We start from the raw sequence: 19436 nt of genomic DNA on the forward strand, positions 1-19436 counted from the left end.
GGCCCCCCCCCCCCGGGGGGGGGGGGGGGCCGCTCGCGTTCCCCCGGTTTCCCCTGCCACCCGCCCCAGCCGCTGCGTACCGAGCCGCACCACTTCCAGCCCCGCCGGCGTGTGAGGCGCGGGGTCTGGGGCGGAGCCCCCAGGGCGGAGCCCCCAGGGCGGTGACCCGCACCCACCCGACGACCACGGCCCCCACACCGGCAGCGCCAGCGGCAGCGCACCGGCACATGCGAAACGGGCCGGGCCCGGTGCCCCCGAAGGGGAACCGGGCCCGGCCCGTGAAGCGACTGCCGACAGGCGGCGCGGCGCCTAGTTGTCGTCCTCGTCGATCAGGAAGCCCCGCATCGGCGACGGCGCCTGCATCGGCTGCGGAGCAGCCGGCCGGACCGGAGCCATCGGCTGGGTCATCGCCGGGGACATCTGCTGCTGGTTGCCACCGTAGGACGGGGCACCCATCGGGGAGGGACCGCCCATGGGGGACGGACCGCCCATCGACGGGCCTCCCATGGAGTGGCCCATCGCACCGGCCGGGGCCATCGACGGCGACGGCGGCAGCGACGGAGCGCCCGGGTTGCGCGGAGGGGCGAGGGAGTCGTCGGCCTGGGTCTCCAGCTGGCGCAGCTGCGACTCCAGGTAGGACTTCAGCCGCGTACGGTACTCGCGTTCGAAGCCCCGCAGGTCCTCGACCTTGCGCTCCAGCGTGGCGCGGGCGGACTCGAGGGAGCCCATCGCGACGCGGTGCTTCTCCTGCGCGTCCCGCTCCAGGGCGTCGGCCTTGGCACGGGCGTCCCGCTCCAAGCCCTCGGCGCGCGAACGGGCTTCGCCGACGATCTTGTTGGCCTCGGAACGGGCCTCCGCGATCGCCTGGTCCGCCGTCTGCTGCGCCAGCGACAGGACACGGGCAGCGCTGTCGCCGCCGGGGTTCTGCTGCGGGGGCTGCTGCTGGTGCATCTGCTGCCCCATGGGCTGCATCTGCTGCCCCATGGGCTGCATCTGCTGGCCCATCGGCTGCATCTGCTGCCCCATGGGCTGGCCGAGCGGGTTCTGGCCGCCCATCGACTGCTGCTGCTGCATCTGCTGCTGGCCCATGCCCTGCGGGCCGCCCATGGGGTGCTGCTGCATGGGGCCGCCCATCGGGCCCGGACCCTGCGGTCCGTTTCCGCCGGGGCCGGCCGGGAGCTGCGGCTGTCCGCCCTGCAGCTGCGGCGGGCCCATCTGCTGCTGCTGCTGCTGCGGCGGGCCGGATATGGCAGCGGGCACGGGGGCGCCGGGGCCTCGCTGGTCCTGGGGTTCGGGCTTGCGCATCCCTTGCTGCTGCTGGTTCTGCGCGGCGGCACGCGTGGCGGCGGCCAGCTTGGCGCGCAGGTCCTCGTTCTCGCGCAGCAGGCGCGTCAGCTCGGACTCGACCTCGTCGAGGAAGGCATCGACCTCGTCCTCGTCATAGCCTTCTCGGAGGCGGACGGTCGTGAACTGCTTGTTCCGCACGTCCTCGGGGGTCAGCGGCATGTCTTCTTCACCTCTACGTAGTCGTCGGCAGTCGGCAAGACCGTATCGGGACTGTCCCCGCGCCTGCGGGGGAGCACATCGTTCACACGCTTCTCGCAGCGGTGCTCACGAAACTGATGAGGATGTAAACGATGATCATCAGAACGAAGAAGGACAGGTCGAGTGCCACGCCCCCGAGACGCAACGGCGGGATGAAACGCCGAAGAAGCTTGAGCGGTGGATCGGTGACAGTGTAGGTGGCCTCCAAAACGACCACCATCGCCTTGCCGGGTGTCCATGAACGTGCGAACTGGAACACGTAGTCCATGACCAGTCGGAAGATCAGCACGATGAGGAAGCACATCAGCGCGATGTAGACGACCTGTAGTGCGACACCCATCCCGCGCTTCCCTCTCCCCTGCTCCCGCTCTGTTCCCGGTCCCGTATCTGACGGATCGGTCTAGCTTTGGTTGAAGAACCCGCCCTCCGCGATGCGGGCCTTGTCCTCCGCCGTGACATCGACGTTAGCAGGCGACAGCAGGAACACCTTCTGTGTCACGCGTTCAATGCTGCCGTGCAGGCCGAAGACGAGACCGGCGGCGAAGTCCACGAGACGCTTCGCGTCCGTGTCGTCCATCTCCGTGAGATTCATGATCACCGGAGTGCCCTCACGGAAGTGTTCCCCGATGGTACGGGCCTCGTTGTAGGTCCGGGGGTGCAGCGTCGTGATGCGGTACGGCTCCCGCTCGGAGACGACCTTGGGCATGATCACGGGGGCGTTCTTCTCCAGGTTCGATCGGTCAGGTGTGATGGATGCCACGGGGGCGATTCGCGCAGGACGTCCGTTTTCCACCGGAATTGGGATGGGCTCCCGCTGCGCCGGGGGCTGTACGACTCGTACTGGTTCGTCCGTTACGGGCGGTTGGTGAACCGGCTGCTGTCGGCGGTCCCGGTCTCGGGCTCGCTCCGGTTCCGGCTCGGGCTCGAACTCGTCGTCGGGGTCGTACCCCGGGTTGTCGTACCGGTCGTCCTCCACGAGGCCGAGGTAGACCGCCATCTTGCGCATCGCGCCGGCCATTCTCTGAGTCCTCCGCTCTGTGGTGGATCGCCCTGTCGCAGGTGCCGCCGTGTCACGAATGTCACCAACTGCCCGCGATCCACGTGGTCTGCCCGCCATCAGCGGGAATGACCATATTTTCTGCTGTGGTCCGACTTTCTTCGCGACGTTACCCGAGCCGGGGTCTCGCGCCGAGTACCGCAGTGCCGACGCGTACATGTGTCGCACCGGCCGCCACGGCCTGTTCCAGGTCTGCGCTCATCCCGGCCGAGACCATCGTGGCAGTCGGATGGTCGGCGCGCAGCCGGGATGACAATTCCACCAGCCGCTCGAAGGCCGCCTGTTCGCGTCCCGCGTAAGGACCGGTCAGCGGGGCGACGGTCATCAGTCCGTCGATCCGCAGTCCGGGCGAGCGGGCGACGAGGTCCGCCAACTCCGGGAGCTGCTCGGGCGCCGCGCCGCCGCGCGCCCCCCGCCCGCCCGACTCGGCGTCGAGGGCGATCTGCACGAGGCAGCCGAGTTCCCGTCCGGTGTTCGAGGCCGCCGCCGAGAGCGCGGTCACGAGCTTCGGCCGGTCGACCGACTGCACCAGATGCGCGTATCCCGCCACGGAACGGACTTTGTTGGTCTGCAACTGGCCGACGAAGTGCCAGCTGAGCGGCAGGTCCGCACAGGCCGCCGCCTTGGGGGCGGCGTCCTGGTCGCGATTCTCCGCCACGTGACGGACCCCGAGGTCCGCCAGCAGTCGTACGTCGCTCGCGGGGTACGTCTTGGTGACCACGATCAGGGTCACCTCCCCCCGCTCGCGCCCCGCCGCGGCACAGGCGGATCCGATGCGATCCTCCACCCGCGCCAGGCTCTCGGCGAGTTCCGACTTACGGTCCGTCATTTATCGATCCAACCAGACATATCCGGCAAGCCGCCCGGTCACCCGGTCGCGGCGGTACGAGAAGTGGTCCCGTGACTCCAGTGTGCAGACCGGGGATCGGCCGCTCTGCACCACCCCCGCCCCCGCGAGCTGGGCGTGCACTCCGGCGACCACGTCGACGGCCGGCGTCCCCCAGCTCGTCTCGGCCCGGGCGGCCGGCACCGCTTCGGCGACCGCGTCCCGCATCGCGGCGGGGACCTCGTAGCAGCGCCCGCAGACGGCGGGCCCGGTACGGGCGGTGATCCGGCCCGGGTCGGCCCCGAGGGAGACCATCGCCTCGACCGCGGCGGGCACCACCCCGGCGACCAGGCCGGGCCGCCCCGCATGGGCGGCGCCCACGACCCCGGCGACGGGGTCGGCCAGCAGGACCGGCGTGCAGTCGGCGGTGAGCACGGCGAGGGCCAGTCCCCGACGGGCGGTCACCACCGCGTCCACGGGCGGGACCTCGGCTCCGGCCCCCCAGGGTCCGTCGACCACCGCCACGTCCCGGCCGTGGACCTGGTTCATCCAGACCACCCGGTCCGGCTCCAGCCCCAGGGACCGGGCCGCCAGGGCCCGGTTCGCGAGAACGGCGGCCGGGTCGTCTCCGACCGCGCCGCCGAGGTTGAGCTCTTCGTACGGAACGGCGCTCACTCCGCCCCACCTGTCGGTGAAGGCGAAGTGGGCGCCGCCCACGTGGTGCTGCTCGGGTGTCACTTCAAGAAGTCCGGGACATCCAGTTCCTCGGCCGGGCTGTCCTGGTACGGCCGGGCCGTGGGGACCTGCGGCGGCGCGGAGACCTGGGCCTCGGCCGGGGCCGGGGGCTCCTCGCGCGGGGTGACCGAGCCGAGTCCGCCGAAGGCCGGACGCACCGGCTCGGGCGCGCGGACCGGCGCGGGGGCCGGCTCCTCGCGCTTCGCGGACGCGGCGCCGATGACGTTGTCCCGGCGGGCCGGGGGCTGTCCGCCGTCGAAGCCGGCCGCGATCACGGTGACCCGCACCTCGTCGCCGAGCGCGTCGTCGATGACGGCTCCGAAGATGATGTTCGCCTCGGGGTGCGCGGCCTCGCTCACCAGCTGCGCGGCCTCGTTGATCTCGAAGAGACCGAGGTCCGAGCCGCCGGAGATGGAGAGCAGGACGCCCCGGGCGCCGTCGATGGACGCCTCCAGCAGCGGCGAGGAGATCGCCATCTCGGCGGCGGCCACCGCGCGGTCGTCGCCGCGGGCCGAGCCGATGCCCATCAGGGCCGAGCCCGCCTCGGACATCACGGACTTGACGTCCGCGAAGTCGAGGTTGATCAGACCCGGGGTGGTGATGAGGTCGGTGATGCCCTGGACGCCCGAGAGCAGGACCTGGTCGGCCGACTTGAAGGCGTCGAGCACGCTGACCTGGCGGTCCGAGATGGACAGCAGGCGGTCGTTGGGGATGACGATGAGGGTGTCGACCTCTTCGCGGAGCTCGGCGATGCCGTCCTCCGCCTGGTTCGCGCGTCGCCGGCCCTCGAAGGTGAACGGCCGGGTGACCACACCGATCGTCAGGGCGCCCAGCGAGCGGGCGATGTTGGCGACGACGGGTGCGCCGCCGGTGCCGGTGCCGCCGCCCTCACCGGCGGTGACGAAGACCATGTCGGCCCCCTTGAGGACCTCCTCGATCTCCTCGCGGTGGTCCTCTGCCGCCTTGCGACCGACGGCCGGATTGGCGCCGGCGCCGAGGCCCCGGGTGAGTTCACGGCCGACGTCGAGCTTGACGTCGGCGTCGCTCATCAACAGCGCCTGGGCGTCCGTGTTGATCGCGATGAACTCGACGCCCTTGAGACCGACCTCGATCATTCGGTTGATGGCATTGACACCACCGCCGCCGACACCGATGACCTTGATGACTGCGAGGTAGTTCTGCGGTGCTGCCACGTCGAAGGCCTCTCGCCTCGAGTTACGTGTCGCCGCCTCGCGGGCCTGCGTTGCGACGACTGATGCCGAAATTGGGACGGTCCGTACCGCGCCGACCCGAACCCTCAACCTGAAGTTTAGGGTGAGGGGTGTGTCTGTTCCCTGGACTCTTCCGAACAGGACACTAAGTCGACAAGTAGCGCGTGTTCAACGAACACGCCGAACCTCCCGTTTTTCTTTTCACCCTATGTGATCACCCGTATCGCTGGCCAACCAGGGTGCGCCGCTGTTCGACCCGACGTCAACTCCCGGACACCGCAGGGGCGGTGGGGACGCTCACGTCGAAGTGATCGGCCTTGGGCGCCGCTTTCAGCAAAGCGGTCAGCGCACGCCCCTTCGCGTCACTCTGCTCGCCGCTCCCCCAGGTCACGGTCCGCCCGCGGGACAGCTCCAGCACGACCGAATCGTAGGAACCCACCTTGACCTGCAAGGTCTCCTTGGAGACCGGCCCCGGCAGCGCTCCGGCGACGAGTACGGCCTCGTGCAGCAGCCGTTCCTCGTCGAACCGGCGTGCGCTCGGGGAGCCTCCCGCGTTCAATTCGAGGACCGGAACGCCCGCGGGCGCTTTCGGAACCGTGTCGAATCGCACACCCGAAGCGTCCACTTCAACGAAGTCAGCGCCCTTTCTGATGAGCAGGACCGGTTTGCGTTCCGTCACTTTCAGCCCGATTCCGTGCGGCCAGGCCCGTACGACATCGACCGAATCGATACGGGGCAGCCGCCTCCTGACGCGGTTTTCGATCTCGTCGGTGTCCACGCCCACCAGGGGCGCACCGACCGGCACGGCCGCCGCCGCCAGCACCTGCTCGGGGGTGAGCACCTCCACCCCGGCCGCGGTGACCTTCTCGATCCGGAGCCAGGAGGAGCCGTAGAGCACCCAGGCGGCGCCCCCGGCGAGGAGCGCCGCGGCCACGAGGAGGGCCAGCGCGGGGCCCCGGCGGACACGTCCGCCGGAGCCCCGCGAACCGGGCTTCCCGGTCGACTCGGGAGGCTTCGGAGGCCTGGTGCGCCCGGGCGCGCCGAAACCCTTGCGGGGCGACCCGCCGGAACCGGGGGTGCCGCGCTGTGCGGTCGTCGCTCCGGCCACTCCTGTGCCTCCTGCGTCAGTGCGGTCCCGCCTCAGCGGTTCCTGTGGGCCGCGATCGCCTCGTACACCATGCCGACCAGCAGCTCGTCGGCGTCCCGGCGGCCGAACTCCCCGGCCGCGCGGGACATCTCGTACAGGCGGTGCGGATCGGACAGCACCGGGAGGACCTGGCCGAGCACCCACTCGGGCGTCAGCTCCGCGTCGTCGACGAGCAGGCCGCCGCCGGCCTTGACCACCGGCTGGGCGTTGAGCCGCTGTTCGCCGTTGCCGATCGGCAACGGGACGTAGGCGGCGGGGAGCCCGACGGCGGACAGTTCGGCGACGGTCATCGCGCCCGCCCGGCACAGCATCATGTCGGCGGCGGCGTACGCGAGATCCATCCGGTCCACGTACGGTACCGGCACATACGGCGGCATCCCGGGCATGTTGTCGACACGCGGCAGTTCGTTCTTCGGCCCCACGGCGTGCAGGATCTGGATCCCGGAGCGCTGGAGGGTCGGAGCGACCTGCTGGATCACCTCGTTGAGGCGGCGGGCGCCCTGCGAGCCGCCGGAGACCAGCAGCGTGGGCAGGTTGGGGTCCAGGCCGAAGGCGGCGCGCCCCTCGGGGCGTACGGCGGCCCGGTCGAGGGTGGAGATCGACCGGCGCAGCGGGATGCCCACGTAGCGGGCACCGCGCAGCTTGCTGTCGGGGGTGGAGACCGCCACGGCGTGCGCGTACCGGGAGCCGATCTTGTTGGCCAGTCCGGGCCGCGCGTTGGCCTCGTGCACGATGATCGGCACGCCCAGGCGCTTGGCCGCGAGGTAGCCGGGCAGGGCCACGTAGCCGCCGAAGCCGACGACGCAGTCGGCCTTGGTGCGCAGCAGGATCTCCTCCGCGGCCTTGATGGTGCCGCGCAGCCGCCCGGGGACCGTGATCAGTTCCGGGGTGGGCTTGCGGGGCAGCGGCACGGCGGGGATCAGGCCCAGCTCGTAGCCGCGTTCCGGCACCAGGCGGGTTTCCAGTCCGCGCTCCGTGCCGAGGGCGGTGATGCCCACTGAAGGGTCCTGCCTGCGCAGGGCGTCCGCGAGGGCGAGCGCCGGCTCGATGTGGCCGGCGGTCCCCCCACCGGCGAGTACGACATGCACCGAAATTCACCGCTCTCCGGACGGACGCCTCGTGACGCGCCGTCTCATCGATTTCCATCTCACCCCGGTCCGCCACCAGCCGGTCTTCGGCTGCCGCATCGCGAGGGCCGCGCGCGCCGCCGGCTCCTCCCGCGCGAACGCGATGAGCAGTCCGACCGCGAACATCGTCGGCAGCAGGGCCGACCCCCCGTAGGAGAACAGCGGGAGCGGGACCCCGGCGATCGGCAGCAGACCGAGCACCGCACCGATGTTGATCACGGCCTGCGCCGTGATCCAGGTGGTCACGCCTCCCGCGGCAAACCGTACGAAGGAGTCCTCCGTGCGTCCGGCCACGCGGATACCCGCATAGCCTAGGGCCGCGAACAGGGCGAGCACCGACAGCGTCCCCGCCAGACCCAGTTCCTCCCCGGTGATGGCGAAGATGAAGTCGGTGTGGGCTTCGGGTAGTTGCCCCCATTTTTCCATACTCGCACCCAGGCCGGAACCGAACCATCCGCCGGAGGCCAGGGCGTAGATCCCGTGCACGGCCTGCCAGCAAAGGTCGCCCTTGCCCGGTTCTGTCGCGCCGAGGCAGGCGAGGCGGTCCATCCGGTGGGGACTGGTCTTGATCATGAGCGCGACGATCGCACCCGCGAAGGCCAGTACCCCGACGAACATCCGGGTCGGGGCGCCCGCCAGCCACAACAGGCCGAAGAGCACGGCGCCGAGGATCATCGCGGTGCCCATGTCCCCGCCCAGCATGATCAGTCCGAGCAGCAGGAAGGCCACTGGGACCAGCGGCACCAGCAGGTGCTTCCACTGGTCCAGCAGCCCCTTGTCGCCCTTGCGGGCGAGCAGGTCGGCGCCCCACAGGATCAGTGCCAGCTTGCCGAACTCACTGGGCTGGAGCATGAACGGACCGCCAAGGGAGATCCAATTCTGGTTGCCGTTGATGGACACCCCTATCCCGGGCACCTGGACCAGGGCCATCAGGAAGAGGGTGACGGCGAGTACCGGATAGGACAGCGCCCGGTGCAGTTTGACCGGCATCCGGGAGGCGGCGAGCAGCAGGCAGGTGCCGATCAGGGCGGCCAGGAACTGCTTCTTGAAGAAGTAGGCGTCGCCGAGTCCCAGTTGCAGCGCCTTGATCATGGAGGCCGAGTAGACCATCACCAGGCCGAGCACGGTGATGAGCAGCGAGCTGCCGAAGATCAGGTAGTAGGCGGTGAGCGGGCGGTCCCAGGCCCTGCGCACCTGCTGCTGCGCATGCCGGAACCGGGCCACCGGCCCGCGCCCGGCGGGCCGCTTCACGCGCGCCGCCGGGCGGGTGCGGCCCTGCGCCTTCGCGGCGGACGGCCGCCGCCCCGGCAGCATCTGCTTGGCCGGCATCTGTGATCTTCCCCTCCACTCGTACGAGGCGAGCAGCCGGCCGGAGGGAACCTGTCCCGGAGCCTTCGACCTAGGCGCTCTCGGCGGCCAGTTCGCGCACCGCGTCGGCGAACGCGTCGCCGCGCTTGTTGTAGTTCGCGAACATGTCCATCGACGCGCAGGCGGGTGCCAGCAGGACCGTGTCGCCGGGCTCCGCGAGCCGGGCCGCCTCCCGCACCGCCGCGAGCATCGCCCCAGTGTCGGTCCGGTCGAGGTCGGTGACCGGGACCTCGGGGGCGTGTCGCGCCAGCGCCTCGGCGATCAGCGCCCGGTCGGCGCCGATCAGCACGACGGCGCGCAGCCGCTCGGCCGACTTCCGTACGAGCTCGTCGAAGGTCGCGCCCTTGGCGAGGCCGCCGGCGATCCAGACGACCGGCTCGAAGGCCGCGAGGGAGGCCTCCGCGGCGTGCGTGTTGGTGGCCTTGGAGTCGTCGATGTAGGTGACCGAGTCGACCTCGTCCACGTACGCCACCCGGTGCGCGTCCGGGCGGAAGGCGCGCAGTCCGTCGCGGACCGCGCGCGGCTCGACGCCGAAGGCGCGGGCGAGGGCGGCGGCGGCGAGCGCGTTGGCGATGTTGTGCGGCGCCGGCGGGTTGACGTCCTCGACCAGCGCCAGCTCCTGGGCGTTCTTCTGGCGGTTGGCCACGAAGGCCCGGTCGATGAGGATGCCGTCGACCACGCCGAGCATGGAGGGGCCGGGAGCGCCGAGGGTGAAGCCGATCGCGCGGCAGCCCTCCTCGACGTCGGCCTCGGCCACCAGGTCCTCGGTGGCGCGGTCGGCGACGTTGTAGACGCAGGCCACGGTGTTGCCCTCGTAGATGCGGCCCTTGTCGGCGGCGTACGCCTCCATCGAGCCGTGCCAGTCGAGGTGGTCGGGCGCCAGGTTGAGGACGACCGCCGAGTGGGCGCGCACCGAGGGCGCCCAGTGCAGCTGGTAGCTGGAGAGTTCGACGGCGAGCACGTCGTGGGCGCCGTCGTCGAGCACCACGTCGATGATGGGCGTGCCGATGTTGCCGACGGCCGCGGTCCGCAGGCCGGCCGCCTTGAGGATCGACGCCAGCATCTGGGTGGTGGTGGTCTTGCCGTTGGTCCCGGTGACGGCGAGCCAGGGGGCCGCCTTCTCGCCGCGCAGCTGCCAGGCGATCTCCACGTCCCCGACCACCTCGACGCCGGCCTTCGCGGCGGCGGCGAAGAGGGGGCTGTCAGGCTTCCAGCCGGGTGAGGTGACGACCAGGTCGGTCCCCTCGGGCAGGGTTTCCGCGTCCGCGAGGCGTACGGAGATCCCCGCCTCCCGGAGCTCCGCGGCGCGGGCGCGGTGGCCCTCGCCGTCGCCGCCGTCCACGACGGTCACCGACGCGCCGAAGCCGGCCAGGGCGCGGGCGGCGCTGACGCCGCTCACGCCGAGACCGGCGACGGTGATGTTCTTGCCCTGCCAGGACGTCACTTGTCCGCTGCCCATCCCGCGTAGAAGAGACCGAGACCCACGATCACGCACATGCCCTGGATGATCCAGAAGCGGACCACGACAAGGACTTCGGACCACCCCTTGAGTTCGAAGTGGTGCTGCAGCGGGGCCATCCGGAAGACGCGCTTGCCGGTCAGCTTGAAGGAGCCGACCTGGATGACGACCGACATGGTGATGAGGACGAAGAGGCCGCCGAGGAGCGCCATCAGGAACTCGGTGCGGGAGCAGATCGCGAGGCCGGCGAGCGCGCCGCCGAGGGCCAGCGAGCCGGTGTCGCCCATGAAGATCTTCGCCGGCGAGGTGTTCCACCACAGGAAGCCGAAGCAGGCGCCCATCAGGGCGGAGGCGACGACGGCCAGGTCGAGCGGGTCGCGGACCTCGAAGCAGGCGTTCGGGTACGGCAGGGTCTGCGCGTTGGCGCAGGACTCCTGGTACTGCCAGACGCCGATGAAGGTGTAGGCGCCGAAGACCATCACCGCGGCGCCGGTGGCGAGGCCGTCCAGACCGTCGGTCAGGTTCACGCCGTTGGACATGGCCAGGATCATGAACAGCGCCCAGACGACGAACAGCACCGGCCCGATCGACCAGCCGAAGTCCGTGACGAACGACAGCCTGTCGGAGGCCGGGGTGAGCCCGCGCGAGTCCTTGAACTGGAGCGCGAGCACCGCGAACGCGATGCCGACGATCAGCTGCCCGGACATCTTCGCCTTGGCCCGCAGGCCGAGCGACCGCCGCTTGACGATCTTGATGTAGTCGTCCAGGTAGCCGACGACTCCCATGCCCGCCATCAGGAACAGGACGAGCAGGCCCGAGAAGGTCGGCTCGCTGCCGGTGATGACCTTGGTCAGGGCGTACGCGATGAGCGTGGCCAGGATGAAGGAGATGCCGCCCATGGTGGGCGTGCCCTTCTTCCCGGCGTGGCCGCGCGGGCCGTCGTCGCGGATGAACTGGCCGTAGCCCTTGCGGGCCAGCAGCTTGATCAGCAGCGGAGTGCCGATGAGCGTCAGGAACAGGCCGATGACGCCGGCGAACAGGATCTGCCTCATCGGTCGGCGACCTCGCCCTCGCGCTCCAGCAACGCCAGCGCGACCCGTTCCAGACCGACCGACCTGGAAGCCTTCACCAGCACGACGTCACCCGGGCGCAGCTCACTGCGCAACAGGTCGACCGCCGCCTGCGCGTCGGACACGACCACCGACTCCTCACCCCACGAACCCTCGTTATATGCGCCCAGTTGCAGCCAGGACGCTTCCCTGCCCCCGACTGCCACGAGCTTGCTCACGTTGAGCCGGACGGCAAGCCGTCCCACCGCGTCGTGTTCGGCGAGCGATGCGTCACCGAGCTCGGCCATGGGGCCGAGCACCGCCCACGTACGCCCCCCGTTCGCCCGCGCGGAGCCCCCCATCGCGGCAAGTGCGCGCAGAGCGGCCCGCATGGACTCCGGGTTCGCGTTGTAGGCGTCGTTGACGATCGTCACGCCGTCCGCCCGCTCGGTGACCTCCATCCGCCACCGGGACAAGGTGCCCGCCCCGGAGAGCGCGGTGGCGATCTCCTCGACGGACATGCCCAGCACGTGGGCGACGGCGGCCGCGGCGAGCGCGTTCGACACGTGGTGCTCACCGTACAGCCGCAAGGTCACTTCGCCGCACCCGGTGGGGGTGTGGAGCGTGAAGGAGGGCTGCCCCCCGGCGGTCATCCGCACCCCGGTGGCCCGTACGTCGGCGTCCTCCGCCTCGCCGAAGAGGACCGTACGGGCCTTCGTGCGGGCGGACATGGCGCGTACCAGCGGGTCGTCGGCGTTGAGGAGGGCGACGCCGCCGTCGGCCTCGGAGGGCAGGGTCTCGACCAACTCGCCCTTGGCCTGCGCGATCTGCTCGCGTCCGCCGAACTCGCCGATGTGGGCGGTGCCGACGTTGAGGACGAGTCCGATGCGCGGCGGGGTCAGGCCGGTGAGGTACGCGATGTGGCCGATCCCCCGGGCCCCCATCTCCAGCACCAGGTGCCGGGTGTCCTCGGTGGCCCTCAGCGCGGTGAGCGGCAGGCCGATCTCGTTGTTGAGGGAGCCGGGCGTCCACACCGTGGGGGCGTGGGCCTGGAGCACCTGCGCGATGAGGTCCTTCGTCGACGTCTTCCCGGCGGAGCCCGTCAGGGCCACCACGTCGGTCCCGAGCCTTTCGACGACGGCCCGCGCGAGGGCGCCGAGCGCCTTCTCCACGTCGGGGACGACGAGGGCGGGCACGCCGACGGGCCGGGCCGCTAGGACGGCCGCGGCTCCGGCGGCGACCGCGCGCTCCGCGTAGTCGTGGCCGTCGACGTGCTCGCCGTCGAAGGCGGCGAAGAGGCTGCCGGCCTCCACCTGGCGGGAGTCGATGACGACGGGCCCGGTGATCCGCACCGAAGGGTCCGGTATGTCGTGGGGCCGCCCGCCGGTGATGTCGGCGATCTCGGCGAGGGAGAGGGCGATCACTGGTTCACCTCGGCCTGTCGGACGTTCGCTTCTCTGCTCTGCGCAGCCTGGCGTTCGATCGCGGCGCGGAGCACCGTGCGGTCGTCGAAGGGGCGGACGGTGCCCGCGGTGTCCTGGCCCTGCTCGTGGCCCTTGCCCGCCACCAGGACGGTGTCCCCGGGCTCGGCGCGCGCCACGGCGGCGGCGATGGCCCCGGCCCGGTCGGCGTCGACGAGGACGGTGCCGCGCTCGGCGGGCGGCACCGACACGGCGCCTTCGAACATCGCGGCCAGGATGGCCAGGGGGTCCTCGGAGCGCGGGTTGTCGGAGGTCAGGACGGCGAGATCCGCGTACCGCGCGGCCGCGGCGCCCATCGGGGCGCGCTTGGTGGTGTCGCGCTCGCCGCCGCAGCCGAGCACGATGTGCAGCTTGCCCTCGGTGACCTCGCGCAGCGCGCGCAGGACGGATTCGACGGCGTCGGTCTTGTGGGCGTAGTCGACGACGGCCAGGTACGGCTGTCCCGCGTCCACCCGCTCCAGCCGGCCGGGCACCCCGGGGACGGCGGCGACGCCGTCGGCGGCGGTCTGCGGGTCGAGGCCGGCGGCGGCGAGGGTGACGATCGCGGCGACGGTGTTGGCGACGTTGAACGGGCCGGGCAGGGGGGCGGCGGCCCGGACGTGCTGTCCGGCGGGGCCGGTCAGGGTCAGGGTCGAGCTCGCCGGCCCGAACACCACGTCCTGCGCGCGCCAGTCGGCGGCCGGGTCGCCGGCGGCGGAGAAGGTGACGACCGGGACCGTCGCCTCCTCGGCCAGGCGGCGGCCGTACTCGTCGTCGATGTTGACCACGCCGAGGCGGGCGCGGCGCGGGGTGAAGAGCGCCGCCTTCGCCTGGAAGTAGTCCTCCATGTCGGAGTGGAACTCCATGTGCTCCGGGCTCAGGTTGTTGAAGACGGCGACGTCGAAGACGCAGCCGTCCACCCGCCCGAGCACCAGGGCGTGGCTGGAGACCTCCATGGCGACGGCCTCGACCCCGCGTTCGCGCATGACGGCGAAGAGGGCCTGGAGGTCGGTGGCCTCGGGGGTGGTCCGCTCGGACTTGATGCGTTCGTCGCCGATGCGCATCTCGACCGTGCCGACCAGCCCGGTGCTGCGGCCCGCGGCGCGCAGTCCGCCCTCGACGAGGTAGGCCGTGGTGGTCTTGCCGGAAGTGCCGGTGATGCCGATCTGGAGCAGGCCCTCGCCGGGCCGCCCGTAGATCTCGGCGGCCAGCTCGCCCATCCGGCCGCGCGGGTCGGCGACGGTGAGGACGGGCAGTCCGGTCGCGGCGGCGCGCTCCGACCCCGCGGGGTCGGTCAGCACGGCGGCCGCGCCGAGTCCGGCCGCCTGGGCGGCGAAGTCGGCGCCGTGGGTCCGGGCACCCGGCAGGGCCGCGTACAGGTCTCCGGGGCGCACCGCACGGGAGTCGTGGGTGATGCCGGTGATCCGTGTGGTGGACGGCTCGGGGAGACCCAGCAGGGTGGCCAGCTCGTCCAGCGGCGTGGGGCGGGCGGACACGGGCCGGGGCGCTCCCGGCGGCACTGCCGGGGCGTCCTTCCGGGCGGTTCTGGGCTGATCAGCGTGGGACACGGCGGTGAGCGTACCGGGCTCGGCGGCCCGCTCGCGAAGCGAGGGCCCGGCCTCGGAGCCGGCGGCCGACTGGTTCCCGGGTTTCGGGGTGATCGTTGTCACTGGTGGTGCCTCACGCTCTTCTTGCGGGCCTGCCGGGCCGGGGGGTCACTGACCGGGCTGCGGGGTGGACGGCGGAGTGGACTGCGGACCGGGGTCGAAGGTCACCGGAAGTCCGGCGGGGGCGGTTCCGGTGGGGGCCACCTGGAGGGTCTTGAGGGCGAACTCCATGACCTTCTTGTAGATGGGTCCGCAGATCTGGCCGCCGAAGTAACTGCCCTTCGTGGGGTTCTGGATGGCGCAGTAGACGGTGATGCGGGGGTTGTCCGCGGGCGCGAAGCCGGCGAAGGAGGCCGTGTAGCCCTTGTAGCGGCCGGTGGCCGGATCCACTCGGTTGGAGGTGCCGGTCTTGCCGCCGACCCGGTAGCCGGGGATGCGGGCCTTGGTGCCGGTGCCGTCCTGGTCGTCGACCACGGATTCGAGCATCTCGGCGAGGGTCTTGGCGGTCTCCCTGCTGACCACCTGGCGCTGCTCCGGGGCCGGGGCCGGGGTGAAGCGGCCGTCGGGCCCCTTGGTCCCGCGGACGAGGGTCGGCTCGATCCGGACCCCGCCGTTGGCGATGGTCGAGTACACGGAGGCCGCCTGCATGGCGTTGAGGGACATGCCCTGGCCGAAGGGGATCGTGTACTGCTGGGAGGTGGACCAGTCCTCCGGCTTGGCGAGGATGCCGCGGGACTCGCCGGGGTAGTCCAGGCCGGTGGGCTGCCCCATGCCGAACTTGGTCAGGTAGGAGTGCAGCACCTTGTTGGCCTCGGGCTGGGTGGCGCCCAGCTGTCCGGTGGCCAGGATGGTGCCGATGTTGGAGGACTTGGCGAGGACGCCGTTGAGGGTCAGGTACCAGGTCGGGTGGTCGATGTCGTCCTTGAAGAGCCGGTCCCCGCGGTGGAGCCGGTTGGGGACCTCGACGTGCGTGGCGGGGGTGGCCTTCTTCTCCTCCAGTACGGCCGCCATCGACATCACCTTGGCGGTGGAGCCGGGCTCGTACACGTCCTGGAGCGCCGCGTTGCCCATGGCGGCGGAGCGGGCCCGGGTGAGGTCGTTGGGGTCGAATCCGGGGGCGTTGGCCATGGCGAGGATCTCGCCGGTGCCGGTGTCCTGGACGATGACGTACCCGCGGTCGGCCTCGGACTTCTGGACCTGCTCGGCGATGGCGCTCTGGGCCGCCCACTGGATGTCGCGGTCGATGGTCAGCTCGATGTCCTCGCCGGGCACGGCGGGCTTCTCGCTGGAGCCGGCGGTGGGGACCCGCCGGCCGCCGGACTGGGCGTAGGTGACCTCGCCGTCCTTGCCGGACAGCTTCTTGTCGAGGGAGGACTCCAGCCCGCCGCCGCCCTTGCCCTCGGCGTTGACGTAGCCCAGTATCCCGGCGGCGAGGTCGCCGTTCGGGTACACGCGCTTGCTGCTGTTCTCGTTGAACACGCCGGCCAGGACGTTGGCGCCGGGGCCGTTGTTGCGCTTGTCGGCGGCCGCCTTGTCCGCGAAGACCCGCTTGAGGTCCTTGATCTGGTTCCAGACCTGGGGGGTCTGGCGGTAGGCGATGACGACGTAGCGGGTGTTCTTGGTCTTCAGCCGCGCCGCCAGCTCCTCGGCGTCCTGGCCGAGGATGGGCGCGAGGAGGGCGGCGGCCTGCTCGGGGGCGTCCGGCGCCTTGCTGTCCTGCGGGGTGAACATCTTCGGGTCGGCCGTGATGTCGTACGCGTCGACGCTGGTGGCCAGGGCCACGCCCTTCCGGTCGGTGATCTCACCGCGCTCGGCGGCCAGCTTGACGCTGGTGTAGCGGTTCTTGGAGGCCGCGGCGGAGAAGGCCGGGGCGTCGACGGCCTGCACCTGGAGCAGGCGGACGACGAAGGCGACCATGACGAGGGTCAGGCCGACGCCGACCAGGCGCAGCCGGGGCCGGGGGCTGCCGAGGCGGATGGTGTGCGGCCCGCGCCGGGGGGCGGGGCGGCGGGACGCCGGCCGGGCGGCCGGACGGGACGCGGCCCGGGCCCGGTCGCGGTCCCCGGCCCGGGGGCGGCCGGGGCCGGGCACCCGCCTGCGCGGCGGCTCCTGCGGGCTCACCGGGGCACCGCCGCCGTCGCCGGGGCGGGGCCGGGGAAGGGCCCCGCGGGGCTGCGCCCCGGCGCCGCGGAACCGCCTGCGATCGAGGTCACGACGTCACCTGCCTGGGTTGGGGGAGGACTGCTGCGCGGGCGAGGACGGGGACTGGGGGGACGACCCCCCGGAGGCCTGGCCCGAGCTCTGGCCCGAGGTCTGGCCGGGATGCTGATCCGGGTTCTGGCCCGCGGGCCGGCCCTGGCTCTGCACTGGGGCCTGGTCCTGCGCCGGGGCCGCGGGGCCCGGCGCACCGGAGGCGGCCGCGGGCGGCGCGGCCGGAACGGCGGACTGTGCCGGGGACGGCGGCGGGGACGGCGGCGGCGGGAGCTCGGCCGGCGCCGCGGCGCCGCTGACCTTGCCGTCCGGACCGATGAAGACCGGGCTGCCGCCCGGGACCAGGCCCAGCTCCTGCGCCCGGCGCTGCAGCGCGTCAGGAGCCGAGTAGGCGTCGACGTCGCGCTGGAGCGCCTGCTCCTCGTCCGTGAGGACGGTGGTCTCCTTCTTCAGCCGGCTCAGCTGGAAGGAGCCCTCGTTCAGCGCCGAGTTCAGCAGCAGCAGGCTGATCAGGCCGCCTGCCAGCAGCGCGACGACCAGCAGCACGAACGGCATCCGCGCGGCCTGTCCGGGGGAGCCGGCGGGACGCGCGCCGGGGCGGCCGCCGAGGGCCCGGCCGACCCGGACCGCCCGGCCTCGGGTCAGCGTGGCGAACTTCCCCGCCTTGCCGCCCCCCGGCGTCACAGCTTCGCCTCCCGGATGCGCTCGACGCCGCGGCAGCGCGCCGGGGCGGCCCGCCGGTTCTCGGCGATCTCCTCCTCGGTCGGCAGTTCCGCCCCGCGTGTCAGCAGCTTCAGCTTCGGCTGGTACTTCTCCGGGACCACCGGCAGCCCGGGCGGCGCCGTGGAGGCCGCGCCCGCCGCGAAGACCTGCTTCACCAGGCGGTCCTCCAGCGAGTGGTACGACAGCACCGCGATCCGGCCGCCGACGGCGATCCGGTCGACCGCGGCGGGGATGGCGCGCTCCAGGCCCGACAGCTCGCCGTTGACCTCGATGCGCAGCGCCTGGAAGGTCCGCTTGGCGGGGTTCCCGCCGGTGCGCTTGGCCGCCTGCGGCAGGGAGTCGCGGATCAGCTCCACCAGCCGTGCGCTGTTGGTGAAGGGCTCCTTCTCCCGCTCCCGGACGACGGCGGACACGATCCGCTTGGCCTGCTTCTCCTCGCCGTACTGGCGCAGGATGCGCACGAGCTCGCCGGGCGCGTAGGTGTTGAGCACCTCGGCGGCGCTGATGCCCGTCGTCTGGTCCATCCGCATGTCCAGCGGCGCGTCCTGTGCGTAGGCGAACCCGCGGTCGGCCTCGTCCAGCTGCATGGAGGAGACGCCGAGGTCGAAGAGGATGCCCTGGACGGTCGGGATCCGCAGCCCGTCCAGGACCTCGGCGAGATCGGCGTAGATCGCGTGGACGAGGGTGGCGCGGTCGCCGAAGGGCGCGAGCCGCTCGCCGGAGAGCCGCAGGGCCTCCTTGTCGCGGTCGAGGCCGATCAGGTGCACCTCGGGGAACCGGGTCAGCAGGGCCTCGCTGTGGCCTCCGAGGCCGAGGGTGCAGTCGACGACGACGGCCCCCGGCCTCTCCAGCGCCGGGGCCAACAGGTCCAGGCACCGCTGGAGCATCACCGGGACGTGTCGGGACTCGCTAGTCAAAGCGCCCTCTCAGATAACGGCGCGGCGGGCGTACGCACCACCGGGTCCCCACCCGCTCAGGAAGGGGTCCGTCCGGCGGCACCGGGCAAGCCGGCGCCGGCCGGCCGGTGAGCGGGAGAGGGCCGGGCCGTACGTACGCGCCCGCGCACGCGGAGTTTCATCGGGGGCCGGGCAGCCGGTCAGGGCCGGGCTCCGGCCGGTTCGCGTCACTTTAGTGCAACGGTCGCCGCGGTCAACGAACCGCCCCGCGCGGCGGGCGCCCCTCTCCGAGGGAAGCCGCAAAAGCCGCGAATCACCCGATCGGAGGCCTCCTCCCCACCCCTGTGGGTTAGCTCACAACAAGGGCGGTTGACCTTCTTTGTCCGTCCTCACGCACTGCCCGCGCCCACGGTGACCATTAACGTCTTCTCCATGACGACATCCGCATCCCTGCCCGCCGCGTCCGCACCCGAGGCATCCGGCGGCGGCTCCGTCACGGACCGTCTGGTTCACGCCAACAGGCAGTACGCCGCGAAGTTCACGGACCCCGGTATGGACGCCCGCCCCGTCCTCCAGGTCGCCGTCGTGGCCTGCATGGACGCGCGACTGGACCTGCACGCCGCCCTCGGCCTGGAACTCGGCGACTGCCACACCATCCGCAACGCGGGCGGCGTGGTCACCGACGACACCATCCGCTCCCTCACCATCAGCCAGCGGGCGCTCGGCACCCGCACGGTGATACTCATCCACCACACCGGCTGCGGTCTCGAAAGCCTGACCGAGGACTTCCGGCACGAGCTGGAGGACGAGGTCGGCCAGCGCCCGGCCTGGGCCGTCGAGGCCTTCCGGGACGTCGACCAGGACGTCCGCCAGTCCATGCAGCGGGTGCGCACCAACCCCTTCCTGCTCTTCACGGACGATGTGCGAGGCTTCGTCTTCGACGTGCACACCGGGCTCCTGCGGGAGATCGATCCCAGCTCCTGAGTGACACCAGGCCGCAACGCCGTCAACAATG

At 71.8% G+C, this 19436-nt stretch carries 17 protein-coding genes; 1 reads left to right on the forward strand and 16 read right to left on the reverse strand.

What is annotated here, in order from left to right; translation table 11 throughout:
• Window positions 1-309: 309 nt before the first annotated feature.
• From ACFWU6_RS21975 to rsmH, 16 genes are all read right to left on the reverse strand, one after another.
• A complete protein-coding gene (locus ACFWU6_RS21975) occupies window positions 310-1506 on the reverse strand; it encodes a DivIVA domain-containing protein (protein ID WP_383982581.1) in 1197 nt (398 codons plus the stop codon).
• A gap of 82 nt (window positions 1507-1588) precedes the next feature.
• The gene (locus tag ACFWU6_RS21980) at window positions 1589-1885 is read right to left on the reverse strand and encodes a YggT family protein (RefSeq protein WP_030155988.1); all 297 of its coding nucleotides are present in this window, start codon (window positions 1883-1885) and stop codon (window positions 1589-1591) included.
• Window positions 1886-1945: 60 nt separating this feature from the next.
• Window positions 1946-2563 carry a cell division protein SepF gene (locus ACFWU6_RS21985; RefSeq protein WP_150520004.1) on the reverse strand — a complete coding sequence of 206 codons (618 nt, stop codon included), beginning with the start codon at window positions 2561-2563 and terminating at the stop codon, window positions 1946-1948.
• Window positions 2564-2711: 148 nt separating this feature from the next.
• Window positions 2712-3431: a YggS family pyridoxal phosphate-dependent enzyme gene (locus ACFWU6_RS21990; RefSeq protein ID WP_383811821.1), complete on the reverse strand. Its 720-nt coding sequence runs from the start codon at window positions 3429-3431 to the stop codon at window positions 2712-2714.
• Window positions 3432-4166, reverse strand: coding sequence for a peptidoglycan editing factor PgeF (pgeF, locus tag ACFWU6_RS21995; RefSeq protein WP_383811819.1), 735 nt, complete (start codon window positions 4164-4166; stop codon window positions 3432-3434). It lies immediately after the preceding gene.
• On the reverse strand, window positions 4163-5356 hold the full coding sequence (gene ftsZ / locus ACFWU6_RS22000) for a cell division protein FtsZ (protein ID WP_383982585.1): 1194 nt from the start codon (window positions 5354-5356) through the stop codon (window positions 4163-4165). Before ftsZ ends, pgeF begins: the two co-directional genes overlap by 4 nt.
• Before the next feature lie 280 nt (window positions 5357-5636).
• Entirely contained in the window at window positions 5637-6482 is an 846-nt protein-coding gene (locus ACFWU6_RS22005) for a cell division protein FtsQ/DivIB (protein WP_383982588.1), read from the reverse strand.
• A gap of 32 nt (window positions 6483-6514) precedes the next feature.
• Window positions 6515-7609 (reverse strand): undecaprenyldiphospho-muramoylpentapeptide beta-N-acetylglucosaminyltransferase, encoded by a 1095-nt coding sequence (gene murG / locus ACFWU6_RS22010; protein WP_383811810.1) that lies wholly within the window; start codon window positions 7607-7609, stop codon window positions 6515-6517.
• Window positions 7610-7615: 6 nt separating this feature from the next.
• Entirely contained in the window at window positions 7616-8977 is a 1362-nt protein-coding gene (gene ftsW, locus ACFWU6_RS22015) for a putative lipid II flippase FtsW (RefSeq protein ID WP_383811807.1), read from the reverse strand.
• Between the two features lie 70 nt (window positions 8978-9047).
• Window positions 9048-10475: a UDP-N-acetylmuramoyl-L-alanine--D-glutamate ligase gene (gene murD, locus ACFWU6_RS22020; RefSeq protein ID WP_383811805.1), complete on the reverse strand. Its 1428-nt coding sequence runs from the start codon at window positions 10473-10475 to the stop codon at window positions 9048-9050.
• Window positions 10457-11527 carry a phospho-N-acetylmuramoyl-pentapeptide-transferase gene (mraY, locus tag ACFWU6_RS22025; protein ID WP_383811802.1) on the reverse strand — a complete coding sequence of 357 codons (1071 nt, stop codon included), beginning with the start codon at window positions 11525-11527 and terminating at the stop codon, window positions 10457-10459. Before mraY ends, murD begins: the two co-directional genes overlap by 19 nt.
• The gene (gene murF, locus ACFWU6_RS22030) at window positions 11524-12948 is read right to left on the reverse strand and encodes a UDP-N-acetylmuramoyl-tripeptide--D-alanyl-D-alanine ligase (RefSeq protein ID WP_383982591.1); all 1425 of its coding nucleotides are present in this window, start codon (window positions 12946-12948) and stop codon (window positions 11524-11526) included. Before murF ends, mraY begins: the two co-directional genes overlap by 4 nt.
• Window positions 12945-14654, reverse strand: a complete 1710-nt coding sequence (locus ACFWU6_RS22035; protein WP_383982594.1) for a UDP-N-acetylmuramoyl-L-alanyl-D-glutamate--2,6-diaminopimelate ligase — start codon at window positions 14652-14654, stop codon at window positions 12945-12947. The genes murF and ACFWU6_RS22035 overlap by 4 nt, the downstream gene beginning before the upstream one ends.
• 45 nt (window positions 14655-14699) lie before the next feature.
• A complete protein-coding gene (locus ACFWU6_RS22040; protein ID WP_383982596.1) occupies window positions 14700-16712 on the reverse strand; it encodes a peptidoglycan D,D-transpeptidase FtsI family protein in 2013 nt (670 codons plus the stop codon).
• Window positions 16713-16808: 96 nt separating this feature from the next.
• Window positions 16809-17486 carry a septum formation initiator gene (locus ACFWU6_RS22045; protein WP_383982598.1) on the reverse strand — a complete coding sequence of 226 codons (678 nt, stop codon included), beginning with the start codon at window positions 17484-17486 and terminating at the stop codon, window positions 16809-16811.
• Window positions 17483-18442, reverse strand: a complete 960-nt coding sequence (gene rsmH, locus ACFWU6_RS22050) for a 16S rRNA (cytosine(1402)-N(4))-methyltransferase RsmH (RefSeq protein ID WP_383982601.1) — start codon at window positions 18440-18442, stop codon at window positions 17483-17485. Before rsmH ends, ACFWU6_RS22045 begins: the two co-directional genes overlap by 4 nt.
• 411 nt (window positions 18443-18853) lie before the next feature.
• Between rsmH and ACFWU6_RS22055 the strand changes: the two genes are divergently transcribed.
• Entirely contained in the window at window positions 18854-19405 is a 552-nt protein-coding gene (locus ACFWU6_RS22055; protein WP_383982604.1) for a beta-class carbonic anhydrase, read from the forward strand.
• The last annotated feature ends 31 nt before the right edge of the window (window positions 19406-19436 follow it).

It is taken from the genome of Streptomyces sp. NPDC058674 (assembly GCF_042716505.1).
In the GTDB taxonomy this organism is placed as follows: domain Bacteria; phylum Actinomycetota; class Actinomycetes; order Streptomycetales; family Streptomycetaceae; genus Streptomyces.

Bases quoted from the DNA above. Each gene is read 5' to 3' on its own strand.
- murD (WP_383811805.1), bottom strand. From the start codon at position 10,475: ATGGGCAGCGGACAAGTGACGTCCTGGCAGGGCAAGAACATCACCGTC.
- ACFWU6_RS21985 (WP_150520004.1), bottom strand. From the start codon at position 2,563: ATGGCCGGCGCGATGCGCAAGATGGCGGTCTACCTCGGCCTCGTGGAG.
- ACFWU6_RS21975 (WP_383982581.1), bottom strand. From the start codon at position 1,506: ATGCCGCTGACCCCCGAGGACGTGCGGAACAAGCAGTTCACGACCGTC.
- ACFWU6_RS22055 (WP_383982604.1), top strand. From the start codon at position 18,854: ATGACGACATCCGCATCCCTGCCCGCCGCGTCCGCACCCGAGGCATCC.
- ftsW (WP_383811807.1), bottom strand. From the start codon at position 8,977: ATGCCGGCCAAGCAGATGCTGCCGGGGCGGCGGCCGTCCGCCGCGAAG.
- mraY (WP_383811802.1), bottom strand. From the start codon at position 11,527: ATGAGGCAGATCCTGTTCGCCGGCGTCATCGGCCTGTTCCTGACGCTC.
- ACFWU6_RS21990 (WP_383811821.1), bottom strand. From the start codon at position 3,431: ATGACGGACCGTAAGTCGGAACTCGCCGAGAGCCTGGCGCGGGTGGAG.
- ACFWU6_RS21980 (WP_030155988.1), bottom strand. From the start codon at position 1,885: ATGGGTGTCGCACTACAGGTCGTCTACATCGCGCTGATGTGCTTCCTC.